Genomic DNA, 13,184 nt, shown 5'->3' on the forward strand with positions numbered 1-13,184 from the left:
GAATTAATACCATTTCAGACAAATCACCAAAATTTTATTTTCCAACCATCGCAGGTGGTCGTCCACGCAAGGCACTCCAGGTATCGTCGATAGCAATCTGGGTAACAGCTTGTAAGCCTGCCAAGTCTAGTGCCGACCAGACCGTTTCCCTCTTAATATCACTCTTTATTTTACCTGTTCCTTTCGGGTAACAAGCCCAGAACAGACAATCATATTTACCGGCATCTCGTACCTCGGCACAAAGCCTCTCGAGTTCTTCTTGTTTTGTGGCAAATACCTGCACAAAATCATATTTTTTACCCGATTCAGGTTGAGTATCATGTGTAATATCTCCTAAAATAGCAGTATATGTTTCAGGTGCATTTACTATTAGTAAAGCCCCCGTAGCATTTAATCTTAATTTTTTAAAGATGCTATTTGCGTGCATTGTATTATTGTTTTGCGGAACAAGTCAAAATATAGACGACCAATTAAACAAATTCATACTAATGCCCAGCCTTTTGATAACTCCAGCCTTCTTCTTGTTTTAACACAGTTTCTGCAATGGCTGATGGTACAAACGAGGCCGTAGGTAACATATCAGCTTCGGTGAGCTTATAGCGCTTCATGGTATTGCGACAAACAGCAAATACCACCCCGTCTTTTTGTAGCTTTTCTATTTGCGCAGCAAATGGCGAAGAATCTTTTTTAATCGCCGAAATCGCCTTGCCATGAATCAACACTTCTACTTTGGTATCTGGCAACTCTTTCCATAAGTTTCTTATCTGGCGCATTACTGTTGCCTGGTCGGTGGTATCGGCACTATTGAGGTCTATCAATAATCTGTGAGGTTTTGTTTGGGCATAGCTGCAAGTAACATTAAATAGTATTACGCCAAATACTACAAAAAGGGCTGGTAAGCTTTTTTTCATAAAAATAAAGGTTTTGGTTTGTCTGATGTTTTAATTTATTAACGCTTTCACTCATCCGTTCGATAAAATGTGTATCAATTTTAGCATTTTTTCTTCAATTGAACATACATTTGGCTTAGAGTATGTTTAAAAATTATAATTCGACCTCCAAAGTCATCTTTTTAAGCCATACTGCGTTGCATTTTTTCGATGTAGCTGCCGGCTACATCTGCAAAATGACGTCTTGTCTGACTTAAAAATATGTCCTTTTCGGTCAGAATAATAAAATTTAAACACACTCTTAGATTTTTGAAGATAATGCTACAAGTATGTACTTAATACAAAAGCTTTGCATTTTTGTGCAAAGTACATTTTTTCTGTTATTGCTAAAACGAAAAACCTATATATTTGAAGGTCTTTAGATGGTTAAAAACGCCTTTGCTAAAGCTATTTATCCTGAAATTAAATTATTAATCTTAAACCTATATGAGTATGTCTTTAAAAGTCGGAGACCAAGCCCCTGATTTCAAATTATACAACAGCGAAAAACAAGAAGTAAATCTTGCTGATTATCGTGGCAAAAATGTTGTAGTGTTGTTTTTCCCACTGGCTTTCACAAGTGTTTGTACAGCAGAACTTTGCCAAATGAGAGACGATATAAACACCTATAAAAACCTGAATTCTGATGTAGTGGCAATCTCTGTTGATTCACTTTTTACACTTGGAAAGTTTAAAGAAGAACAGCAATTACCTTTTCCGCTCCTATCAGACTTCAATAAAGAAACCTCTCAAGCCTTTGGCTCTTATTACGAAGATTTTGCTTTTGGTATGCATGGGGTATCTAAACGCTCGGCATTTGTAGTAGATAAAGATGGCATTATACGCTATGCAGAAGTATTAGAGAAAGCAAGCGATGTACCTGATTTTGTAGCTATTAAAAGCACATTGGAGAGTTTGTAAGAATATAGTTTCCCCCTTTTGGTAATGAAAAGGGGGATTTTATTTTAATCCTGAAGACCGGCAACAATACTATTTACTATTGAGAGAATAAATCCGAAAATCAATGGCTGTAAGAAACCATCGACACTAAAACCCGGTACAAGATAGCTACAGAAGTACACAACTGCAACGTTGACCACCAAATAGAAAAAGCCTAGAGTGATAATAGTAATAGGCAAAGATAGAATCTGAAGAATTGGCTTAACGAAAGTGTTAAGAATACTCATTACAAAAGCCACAATGATAGCTGTTGTAAAATCAGTGACATAAATTTTACTTAAAATGGCAGGCATAAAATATACTGCAGCGCCGCAGCATATTAATCGAACAATATAACTGAGCATAATTTAAGAATCCTCCTGCCCCACAGGAGATAGGTTTTAGTTAGCACTACATTCCCCGCTCGGGGTGCCCGTTATGGGCGAGGGGTATGTCTTTTTATCAAAACATCGAGTACTTCATCAAACTCGTAGTTTTTCTGTTCTAAAAGTACTAAATAATGATAGAATAAATCGGCGGCCTCACCCAAAAATAATTCTTTATTATCATCTTTAGCTTCAATTACTAGCTCTACGGCTTCTTCGCCAACTTTTTGCGCAACTTTATTGATACCTTTCCTGAACAAGTGGCTTGTATAAGACTCGTCGGTAGGGTTTTCTTTTCTGCCTTTAATTACACTACGTAAATGGTTTATAAACAAAACTTTTTTGTCTGACATACTATTTACCTCATTGAAGCAAGTATCGGCTCCTGTGTGGCACGTAGGGCCATCAGGCGAGGCGTGAATCAGAATAGTGTCGCCGTCACAATCAACCAGTATTTGTTTTACGTGCAAAAAATTATTAGAGGTTTCGCCTTTTGTCCAGAGTCTTTGTTTACTGCGGCTAAAAAAAGTTACGATGTTTTCCTGTTGGGTTTTCTGGTAAGCCTCGGCATTCATATAGCCAAGCATTAATACTTTGCCCGTCTGATAATCTTGTATAATAGCCGGTACGAGCCCATCGGGTGATTTTTCAAAATCAATTTTGTTGTCCATTCCTTCAATAATTTTCCACAAAAGTACAGATGTTCAAAAACTATTACCTATAAAAGTCTGAAAATTTATGATTAGCCTTCATGTATATATGAGTTTGATTTTATCCTTAAAAAAAGTTTGAAAAATTTTTCAGCGGCAAAATTCTAATAATCAGACACTTACAAATAATCAGAAAAAAAAATATTGTTTTTTTTTCGTCAGGGTATTGACAAGTGTTAAAATTTACTCTACCTTTGCAGTCCAATCAGTTACCAAATAACTGAAACGCGGAAGTAGCTCAGTTGGTAGAGCGTAACCTTGCCAAGGTTAAGGTCGCGAGTTCGAGACTCGTCTTCCGCTCGAAAAGTTAAGCACCCTTTAAAAGGTGCTTTTTTTTTCAGAGTGCACACCATCCGCCGGGGTGGTGGAACTGGTAGACACGCAGGACTTAAAATCCTGTGAGCCGAAACGCTCGTACGGGTTCGATTCCCGTCCCCGGTACCAATTGTACAAAAAAGTACAAAACAAGAAGTAAACAAAAAGAGTGTAAATAGCTACTAATAAGCCGTTTACACTCTTTTTTATTTCTTTTGATTATCTCTTTATCTGATGTTTTTTTCAAAGAAATTGTAGAAAAAATGTAGAAAATTATTTTTTCTCAATAAGTAGATTCATAGTAGAAATCCATTTTTCTCCTTCAATCAAATCATATATTCCAAACTGATATCTAAGTATAGGCTTATCTAAATCTTTAGTAATTATAGTTATCGTACTATTTGAGTATTTGCTTTCTGTTTGACTGTTAGTAATTTCTTTAGCTGTTAATGCTCCCACTACCGCTCCAGTACCACCGGCAATAGCCCCTCCTACTACTGCTCTACCTAATGAATTCTGTTTTGAAGTTTCACTTTTAGTTATATCAATCATATTGTTTTTAATATCAACTGATTTGATTTCGCTAAAATTAAGAATACTATAATTATGACTCTCATCCACAAAAGCAAACTTCTTATTGGTTTCATCGGCTAATATAGCAAAAGGCTTATAAAAGTAGCCTTTCATAGCTTTTATGTGTTCTGGTAAAGGATAAAGAATAAATTGTCGGGTACTTACAAAATTCTGTGAAGATAAATACTCCTTAATCTTATTTTCAAAATTACTTCTCATTTGTTCAACTAAGAGGGTATCTTTTTCTGTTGATTTATTTCCTAAATAAACAATGAGAAAATAAAGGCCAACTAATAAAATTGCGCCCCAGAAGATAAATCCGGTAGTAGTCATAATAGATATGTTTAAAATGAATAAATACGACATTAAAAAAGCGTGTCGCTACTCGCTTCGTTAGTCAAGGCTCTACCAAAGCCCACCAAACAAAAGCAAAGTAACGCCCACGCATGTCGCAGGCGTTTTGGCTTCGCTCCCTGTTTGGTTGTTATTTGGTAGATTTTGACTAACAGGATTTCCGCTAAACGCTAAAAAAATATTTAACTTTTAATATTTATGAAATATTACTCATATATCTTGGTTTTTGTAGAAATATTAAACTCTAAATTATCTATATTAATATACTATAAATTACTTTTAAAAGTATGAGTGTATTGCATATAAAAAAACCTTATACTAAGCTTTCTTTATATGCAATACACTCATTGATAATTTTATAAGAATTCATAGCACTAAAATTACTAAAGCCATATAATTCAATTATTCTTTTTCTCTCAAAGATTAAATAATCTTTTTCCACTAAATCTGAATGATAAAACTTTTTATCTCTTAAACTAATTAATGAATAAGAGATAAACATAATAAGTATAGGTTCTAACTTGTAAAAATTTAAATAGTTTCTAAATCTTCTTGCATCATGCTGCTTAACTTCATAATTTTTACCACAGGCACATTGAGCAAGGAAAACTAAAATATTCATACAGTTGTCCTCAAATGGTATCCAACCAACAATATCTAGGCCCCTTTCTTGATTATTTCTTTCTGCTATTTGTTGAATTTCATAATCATCCACAGTTAAATTTAAATCTGCTGCTAATTGCTTAATTTTATTCCTTGCATTTCCAGTATAAGCAGTATTTCTACCAAAATTCTTTACAATCGCATTATTAGGTAAAAATTTTTCTAAAACCTCCTTAGATATATATTCAAATTCTGTTGTCAGTTCTTTAGTGAAATCGTTAAATATATTTAGTTTTGATGATATTAAAAGATAAATATATAATTTATTATGCTCTGATATATTAGGCTTAGTGCTTAATAAAACCTCATTATCGTCAAATAAATATGGATAATAAGTATTATATAACTCACTTCTTTCCTTCAACAACTCAAATATTTTTTTTATAAAAATTTCATCTTCGTCTTTGGCTTCAGGACTACTATACTCAATCGTACCGTAAAATCTATCTAGAATATCTCCAACAGATACGACTCCATCCTTAGAAAATAGAGCTATTAATTCTATAAAGTCTGCATATAAATATAAATCATTTCTTGTATAACCTGGGGATGACTGATTTTGAAAATTCTTCATACACCCTTCAAATTTCTCTTCAAAAGTCATCTCCTTGTTGAATAATTTTATCTTTAAAATCATTAATTTTAAGAGCAATTTTTCTTATAGATTTTAAATCCTCGTAGAGCTCTATATAAAAAGTTTTAACTTTATTAGAAATTTTATCTGCCTGCTCTATTGCTTTAAGCGAGTCCCTAATTTTATTCTCAAATTGGATATCCATGTCATCAGTCATTTCATAAGCTTCGTAGATAGTAGTACCATTCTTTTCAAATGAATTTAGCGCATCAGAGTTGCCTATTACAGCATCAAGTAGTTTTAGTCCCTCACTATCTCCTAATACTCTAGATTGCCCTTGATTTTTTTCAAACCACCAATATATAATCTTTTTTAGATTTACTTTATTAATTCCTTCCAGCGGGTTATCAGAATCTATATTTACACCTAAGAATTTTCTTATGTTCTCTTTATTCAAGCTATCAGTAAAATAATTCAAATAAAATCTTGTATCGTTTAAACCATCTATTTGATAAAATTTTTCATCTTCTACCAGTTTATATAGCTCATACCCTATAAGTAACCTTTTTACATAATCGCTTCTACTACCAATAATTTTAGCTATTTCTACACATGACTGTTGAAAAGAAATAATCGAATAGTCTCTGGCTTTCATTTCAGATAGATATCTTGCTTTCTCTAAAAGTCGCCAAGATTTAATTCCAGTAATGTGCCTAAAACCTAGATATTTTAATATTTCTTCTTTCTCTTTAAATATTAAACAAGGAACTTCTTTAGGGTGAAAATGTGCATTTGTAGAAATTTCCTGTACACTCACTTTTTTTACAGTTGCTAAAGATGGATGTAATAACAATTTTACAGCAGTAAGTCTTCTATTACCCTCAATAACAATATATTTGTTTTCTTCAGTTAAATCTTCTGTCACTAATAATAGCTCTCCAGCAAAAAAACCATTTTTACCAATAGCAATCATTAACTCTTCAGTTGCAGCCTCTAATAATAGATATTCAATGACCGTTTTCTCATCCTTTCCTTGCTTCGACTTAGGGAGACGTGGATTTAATAAGTCCAATTTTAAATTTTCAATCGGAATATTTTCAATAAAAGGGAATTTTCTTTCCATGAATAGTTAGATATACATTTAACGCATTAATCTACTAAAAATCTTAAAATTATTAAAGCAAAAGCTTTAGAACTATAAAATCCTAAGCTATTCTCTTAGCTAAGATAAAATGCAAATATTGTGATAAAAGTTATAGTAAATTAATGCAATACTGTCCACAATACTTTCATTAATTATAAAATTAAGTTCTACTTTAAAATATCCTAAGTTTGATAGCAAAATTTCTACTTCTCTTTAATACGTTTTTATTAATATAGAAAATGATAGCAAAATTTCCTCTAAGCTATTACATTTGTTACTATGATAATATTTAAAATACAATTTGCTAAGCTTTCATACTACTAATATTCTTACAAATTAGAGCTCCAAAAAGTACTTCAAACCTAAAGAAAATCTTTGCGAAATGCAATTAGCTTAAAGAGTTATAAAACTTTGTTCTGATTAAAATAAAAGATAAATCTATGGCACTAGATACAAAAGAAATTGAAAAAGAAATTCAAGAACAATACATGGAAGATGATAACTATCGTCCTTGGATTGTTGGATTTAGCGGAGGAAAAGATTCAACAATGTTACTACAGTTAGTTTGGACTGCTATTGCTAGCCTACCTGAAATATACTATAAAAGACATATTTATGTAGTTTGTAATAACACTCTAGTCGAAAATCCTAAAATTGTCGAATACACAGATAAAATATTACTCAAAATTGAGAAAGCTGCATTAGTTCAAAATATTCCGTTAACAATACATAAAACAATTCCACGGCTAGAAGATACATTTTGGGTAAATTTACTTGGAAAAGGTTATCCGGCTCCTAACAATCTTTTTCGCTGGTGTACTGAAAGACTAAAGATAAGCCCTACTACAAAATTTATAGTTAATAAAATTAACGAAGAAGGAGAAGCTATTATCCTTTTAGGAACTCGTAGTGATGAGAGCTCTACTAGAGCTAAAAGCATTAAAAAACATGAAGTTAAAGGGAGACGGCTAAGTAAACATATGACCCTTCCGAATGCCCACGTATATTCACCTATAAAAAATGTACTAATAAAGGATTTATGGACTTATTTACAACAAGTTCCATCTCCTTGGGGAGCAAATAATAAGGAGTTAGTAACTCTTTACCAAAATGCTAATAGTGGTGATTGTCCACTAGTAATTGATACTAGTACTTCATCTTGTGGAAATAGTCGTTTTGGGTGTTGGGTTTGTACAGTGGTTAATAGGGATAAATCTCTTGAAGCTCTAGTTGCGAATGGAGAGGAGTGGATGATACCCTTGATGGAACTTAGAGATTATCTGGTAAATACTCGTGACTTAGAAAGCGTTAGAGAAGTTAGAAGAAGGAATGGGCAACAAATAGAAGGCGTTTTAGGGCCGTATAAACCTCACTTTAGAGCAGAATTTTTAGAAAAGTTATTAGTCGCTCAACGTGAAATTCAAGCCGAACAGTCTGATATTTCTTTAATTAATTATCAAGAACTTGTAGCTATCCAAGTAACTTGGTATCGAGACAATATTTTTAGTTTTAACGTTGCAGATATTTATAATAGAGTAAATGGGACTAATATAGAAATTGAAACTAATGATAAAGTTTTAGAAGAAAAGACTCTTTTAAAGGAAATATGTAAAGAGAACCCAAAAGATTTCGAGTTATTAAATGATTTATTAGCATTGCAAAAAACTCGTACTATTCTAATGAATAATAGGGGTTTACAAACTGACCTGGAAAATAAATTAGAAAATCATATTCAAAATCACTTATAGGGCCAATTATATAAAAATATGTTTATTAGTAAAGTTTATCTCAATAATTTTAGAGTTTATAAAGGTGAGAATCAAATTGCCTTTAAACGTGAAGATAATAAAAATGTAACTATAATTGCCGGTAATAATGGATTTGGTAAAACATCTTTCCTTACTTCATTAGTATGGTGCTTTTATGGTAAGTTCATGCAAGATGTGGAGAAAAAATATAAGGAGGAAATCTACGATTCTGGTGGCTATAAGAAATATGCGTCTTCTAATTTAAATAATCTTGCCCATTCCGAAGGCGATACTCAATATAGTGTATCTATAACAATTACCGATATTTTCATTCCTGCAATTCCTTGTAAGGTTATTACTATAGTCCGTAGTTTTAATGTAACAACGGAGGAAGATTCCATAAGAATTCTAATTGACGGAAACGAAAATGAATTAACTAAAGAAGTAGGAAACGATATTTTCATCAATGATTTTATTTTGCCTAAAGAGATAGCAAAATTTTTCTTTTTCGATGCCGAAAAAATTGTTTCCCTAGCAGAGATGAAGTCTTTACAGGATAAAAAAAATCTAAGTAAAGCCTACTCTGAGGTATTGGGTATTAAAAAATATGAAGATTTAAAAGAAAATCTCGAAAATCTAAGAATTCGATTTAGAAGAAATTCAGCTACAGTAAATGACCGTAAAAAACTGGAAACCTTAAATAAAGAGATTCACACAGGTAAAGAATTTATTAATTTATATGAAATAAATATTAAAAACTTACAAGAAGAAAAACTTTATAAAAAAGGATTTTCTGAACAATTGCAAGAAAAACTAATCCGTGAAGGTAACTCTATGAGTGATACGGAGCTAGCAGAGCTAAAGAAATTAAAACAAAATCTAATTGATGAACATGAGGGCTTAAAAAGCAAATTAAAAGATTTATTAGAGCTTGCACCTTTTGCTATAGCTTCTAAGACAATTATATCTTTAGAGAAACAGTTAGAATATGAATTACAAGTTACCAAACTTCAACTTAATCCAGAAACCGCAACATCGCTTTCTAAAAAGATTAATTCAGATTTAAAGAAATTAAATTTATCTAAAGAATTAATAGTAAATATTAACGATATTATTAGTAAACACTTGATTAAAGGAGATGTTCAACCTTCTCAAGAAGAGAAAATATTACACTCTTTTCAAGATGTAGAAATAAATGAATTCAACGCCATTCTTAATAATATTAAATATGCTTTTTCTTACACGTTTAAGCAAGTAACAAAGGAGATACGGAACAATCGAATTTTGTTTAATAAAGTTGTGAGACAAATAACAGATGCAGAATCTAAGGAAAATGACTTATTAATTAAAGAGATTCGTAAAGAGAAAAATGTAATCGATAAAAGAATTGATGAAATTGATAGCGAAATAATAAAACTAAGTATAGAAATTGAAAATCATCGTAGAGAGCTCATTATAAAAGCAAAACAAGAAGCGGAACTGTCTAAAATTGTAAGATTAGAGGAATCGGATAAACTAAAAGACGAGACAGCACAAAGGCTAATAACTGAATTGGATTCCTTTATTTATAAACTCAAAAACAATAAAAAGCAATCCTTAGAAAGTAAGATAAAAGCTGAATTAAATAAATTGATGCATAAATCAAATTTTGTTGATAAAGTAAAAGTAACTATAGAACATGATTTAATCGATATTTTTTTATTTAATAAACGTGGAGAAATCATTCCTAAAGAAAGCTTATCTAAAGGAGAGCAACAATTATATGCGACGTCTTTACTAAAGGCTTTAGTAGATGAATCCAATATAAAGTTCCCGATTTTTATTGATAGCCCTTTACAAAAATTTGACCCATATCATACAAAAAATATCATTTCAGAGTTTTATCCTTTTATCTCTGAACAAGTAGTTCTTTTGCCTTTATTGAAAAAAGAGCTTACTGAAAGTGAATATTATCTTTTATTACCTAGGATTAACGATGCCTATTTTATAACAAGTATAGACCAAGGTTATTCAAGTTTTGCAGAAATAGAGCCAGAGAAAATTTTTAAACACTATGATAGTATTTATGAGCCTAACTCTCAATTAAATATTAACTTTTAAAAAATTAACTCATGTTTAATAATATAAAAACCTCTTTAGAAAATAAATTAATAGTATCTGAATTATCTCGAAAGCTAAGTTTAGGCTCCGAAAATATAATTGCTAGACTGGCCTTTGCCATTTCTCTATCTAAAGGAGAAAAATTAAACTTAACAACAATTAAAGATTCAAAAGGAAAAGAATATAGTAAAAATGTATTATTTGGAGCAAATGCTTATATTTATGTTGCATTAATTTGCCAACATTATAATTTATATAAAACTGATAAAGATATTCCTAAATACATAAAAATGCATATTGATGAAGGATTAACTGCCATCAATAGTGAATTTAAAGATAATCCGAATCTAACGGGCCCCGATTTCCTCATTCAAAAAATTGAAGAAGGATTAAGTTTTATTTTCTAATAAATATTATCTTGCTACCATAAAATAAAAATATATCATATATTTATTTTTATTATTTGCTGTTACTTATCTTCCGACTTTTTATTTTAATATCATTTCTAAATTTATATTTTTCAAAGTAGTTTCATAAGATAAGAAATTTTATGAAACTACCGCTTATATTATTCGCAATTATTAAATTTTTTATTCTATGAGTGAAACAATTACAAAAAAGAGAATAGTAGTTAATTGGTTTTCTGGAAAAATTAATACTTTAAGAAATACAACTTTTATAGGTATAATTTGCACCATGCTTATATTCTCAAAAAATGAAATATCTACTTTAAAACTTGCTTTAAATTCAAAGAAGAGAAAAAGGCTTTTATGGTTCGCAAATAATCTTATATTCCCTTTATTTATTATTTATATACCTATTCTTCTTACATTAATTAGTCATGATTTTGGTAAAATACAATTCGATAAGGGCTTATTAGAGTTAACAATCACTGGCTCTTTTACTTTATTAGGAATTAATGTAATGAGAACTGGTCTAGTTTTAGCAAATGAAAAAATTAGTGAGCAACATATTCCTAAAGAAATTGCCGGAAGTATATTAGAAGATATTGAGTCAATTAAAGCAAAATTAAGGCTGACAATAAACTTATTTACTTTTATTGGAGCTTTTCTATACCTTATCCAAGTTGGTTCGCTGCTAAATCCCAAAATTAAACCTCAAGTATACTATTATGTTTCAGCAATAATTATCTTAAGTCTATTTTCTGTAATAATAGGCAGATTTATTACCGTAATTCAAACAAATTTTTTTGATAATGAAAATTTAATTGCTGAATATCTAAAATCTCTAGGATATAATAATAATAAAGATTTTGTTGATATGGAACAACAAATAAAAACTCAAGGAGGACTATTATAATGAATACTCAAAAGATTGTATCAGGGCAAAATACCTATCTTAGCATAGACCTTGTTCAAATTAATCAAAAAGAAAAGAGTTTTTATATTGGTAAAATAAAAGCGTCTGATTTTTTAGAAATATTTACTGTTCGGCCTGCTCAATATGATTTAGAAAAGCATACTGCTTTACTTAATTCTTTTCCAGAAGAATCTGATTATTATGAACACTTAATAACAGAGGATAAAACAAAAATTAAAGAAAAAGATTTTCAGCGAGAGGCTAATACCGAACGTATATCCAGCATTTCAAAGTTTCTAAATGAAGAAGAATATGCTTTCTTTCCAAATACAATTATTGCAAATTGTGAACTAATAAATAATTGGGAAGATTATAATCTAAACGAGAATAGCTCTTCAGAAGACTATTTCTCAATAACTGATAAACCTAACTACTTAAGCTTCTTAAAAAAGAATACTGATAATGATATGTATTCTTTATATATACCATTTATTAAAAATTCTGTACTAATTATTGATGGTCAACATAGACTTGAAGGACTAAAGAAAACCGTTGATAGTATTCAAAATAATTATGACTTAATAATTTCATTTTTAATTGGATTTGATAGGTCAATTATTGCTAAGCAGTTTTACACTATAAATTATGAACAAAAGCCCGTAAATAAATCCCTATTATATCAACTTACTGGAGAATTTGCTAGGGATATGAATGAACTCTCATTCATGCATAATGTTGCAAAGCTTTTGAATGAAATACCAGAAAGTCCTTTTCATGGAAGAATAAAAATGTTAGGTGTAACACCTAGAAATTATCCTGAAGATAAGAAAAGACTGCTATCAATATCTCAAGCATTTTTTATTGACTCCACAATAAGATTTATATCTTCAAAAGCTAAAAATACTTTATATCCTCCTATTTTTTTAAAATTCTACAAAGATGTAAATGAACATATTATAATAGTTAGGACTCTAGCAAGATTTTTTAATGCTGTACAAACAATTAAAACTGACTGGGCTCAACCTGAAAGTAGTGTAATATCAAAAGGTTTGGGTGTTACTGCACTTTTAAAAGTATTTAGTTTTTTATTTCAAATTATTTTAAAAGACAAACTAGAAGGTGATTGGAATAGAGTAAAAGATTTAAAGACAGATACATTTATAGAAGTTTTAAGAGGTTTAGAAAATGTAGATTTTAGTAGTGATGGTCCCTATGGAAAGACAGGTGGAGAGGCTAGTATTACAAAAATTAAAAATGGTATAATTAGCAATCTATCTTTTTTAGGGTCTCCTAGCAATGTACAGAATTTTGAAAATGATTTTCGTGAGAATTACTTGCTATGGTTTAATGAAAAAATACAGAATGTGGGAGTGTAAACTGAACTGTGTCAAGTATTTTTACTACTCACTTGGAGTTGTCTTCAAGTGAG

General features: G+C 30.5%; 13 protein-coding genes and 2 tRNA genes. 8 read left to right on the forward strand and 7 right to left on the reverse strand.

Features of this window, described 5'->3' with window-relative positions:
• Positions 1–34: 34 nt before the first annotated feature.
• Positions 35–427 (reverse strand): hypothetical protein, encoded by a 393-nt coding sequence (locus tag WAE64_RS22315; RefSeq protein ID WP_340240004.1) that lies wholly within the window; start codon positions 425–427, stop codon positions 35–37.
• Positions 428–485: 58 nt separating this feature from the next.
• The gene (locus tag WAE64_RS22320; RefSeq protein WP_340240006.1) at positions 486–911 is read right to left on the reverse strand and encodes a DsrE family protein; all 426 of its coding nucleotides are present in this window, start codon (positions 909–911) and stop codon (positions 486–488) included.
• A 471-nt stretch (positions 912–1,382) separates the two neighbouring features.
• Between WAE64_RS22320 and WAE64_RS22325 the strand changes: the two genes are divergently transcribed.
• Positions 1,383–1,850, forward strand: coding sequence for a redoxin domain-containing protein (locus WAE64_RS22325; RefSeq protein ID WP_340240008.1), 468 nt, complete (start codon positions 1,383–1,385; stop codon positions 1,848–1,850).
• A 44-nt stretch (positions 1,851–1,894) separates the two neighbouring features.
• Here the strand turns inward: WAE64_RS22325 and WAE64_RS22330 are convergent, their stop codons facing one another.
• Together WAE64_RS22330 and hisIE are read right to left on the reverse strand one after the other, a co-directional pair.
• A complete protein-coding gene (locus WAE64_RS22330; protein WP_340240010.1) occupies positions 1,895–2,233 on the reverse strand; it encodes a phage holin family protein in 339 nt (112 codons plus the stop codon).
• A 71-nt stretch (positions 2,234–2,304) separates the two neighbouring features.
• The gene (hisIE, locus tag WAE64_RS22335; protein WP_340240011.1) at positions 2,305–2,925 is read right to left on the reverse strand and encodes a bifunctional phosphoribosyl-AMP cyclohydrolase/phosphoribosyl-ATP diphosphatase HisIE; all 621 of its coding nucleotides are present in this window, start codon (positions 2,923–2,925) and stop codon (positions 2,305–2,307) included.
• 266 nt (positions 2,926–3,191) lie between these two features.
• On the opposite strand from hisIE, the gene WAE64_RS22340 reads away from it, so the two are divergent.
• Positions 3,192–3,264: transfer RNA gene (locus WAE64_RS22340), tRNA-Gly, on the forward strand.
• A gap of 55 nt (positions 3,265–3,319) precedes the next feature.
• Positions 3,320–3,408, forward strand: a tRNA-Leu gene (locus tag WAE64_RS22345).
• Between the two features lie 144 nt (positions 3,409–3,552).
• Here WAE64_RS22345 and WAE64_RS22350 read toward each other — a convergent pair.
• From WAE64_RS22350 to WAE64_RS22360, 3 genes are all read right to left on the reverse strand, one after another.
• The gene (locus tag WAE64_RS22350) at positions 3,553–4,185 is read right to left on the reverse strand and encodes a hypothetical protein (protein ID WP_340240012.1); all 633 of its coding nucleotides are present in this window, start codon (positions 4,183–4,185) and stop codon (positions 3,553–3,555) included.
• 334 nt (positions 4,186–4,519) lie between these two features.
• The gene (locus WAE64_RS22355; RefSeq protein WP_340240014.1) at positions 4,520–5,473 is read right to left on the reverse strand and encodes a hypothetical protein; all 954 of its coding nucleotides are present in this window, start codon (positions 5,471–5,473) and stop codon (positions 4,520–4,522) included.
• Positions 5,463–6,566 carry a hypothetical protein gene (locus WAE64_RS22360; RefSeq protein ID WP_340240016.1) on the reverse strand — a complete coding sequence of 368 codons (1,104 nt, stop codon included), beginning with the start codon at positions 6,564–6,566 and terminating at the stop codon, positions 5,463–5,465. Before WAE64_RS22360 ends, WAE64_RS22355 begins: the two co-directional genes overlap by 11 nt.
• A 461-nt stretch (positions 6,567–7,027) precedes the next feature.
• On the opposite strand from WAE64_RS22360, the gene dndC reads away from it, so the two are divergent.
• The 5 genes from dndC (at position 7,028) to WAE64_RS22385 (ending at position 13,131) form a co-directional block, all read left to right on the forward strand.
• The gene (gene dndC / locus WAE64_RS22365) at positions 7,028–8,335 is read left to right on the forward strand and encodes a DNA phosphorothioation system sulfurtransferase DndC (RefSeq protein ID WP_340240017.1); all 1,308 of its coding nucleotides are present in this window, start codon (positions 7,028–7,030) and stop codon (positions 8,333–8,335) included.
• A gap of 18 nt (positions 8,336–8,353) precedes the next feature.
• The gene (locus WAE64_RS22370; protein WP_340240019.1) at positions 8,354–10,435 is read left to right on the forward strand and encodes an AAA family ATPase; all 2,082 of its coding nucleotides are present in this window, start codon (positions 8,354–8,356) and stop codon (positions 10,433–10,435) included.
• Between the two features lie 11 nt (positions 10,436–10,446).
• Entirely contained in the window at positions 10,447–10,842 is a 396-nt protein-coding gene (locus tag WAE64_RS22375) for a DndE family protein (protein ID WP_340240021.1), read from the forward strand.
• A 190-nt stretch (positions 10,843–11,032) separates the two neighbouring features.
• A complete protein-coding gene (locus tag WAE64_RS22380; protein WP_340240022.1) occupies positions 11,033–11,755 on the forward strand; it encodes a hypothetical protein in 723 nt (240 codons plus the stop codon).
• Positions 11,755–13,131: a DGQHR domain-containing protein gene (locus WAE64_RS22385; protein WP_340240023.1), complete on the forward strand. Its 1,377-nt coding sequence runs from the start codon at positions 11,755–11,757 to the stop codon at positions 13,129–13,131. Before WAE64_RS22380 ends, WAE64_RS22385 begins: the two co-directional genes overlap by 1 nt.
• The last annotated feature ends 53 nt before the right edge of the window (positions 13,132–13,184 follow it).

The sequence above is a fragment of the Emticicia soli genome, from assembly GCF_037860775.1.
Classification (GTDB): Bacteria; Bacteroidota; Bacteroidia; order Cytophagales; family Spirosomataceae; genus Emticicia; species Emticicia soli.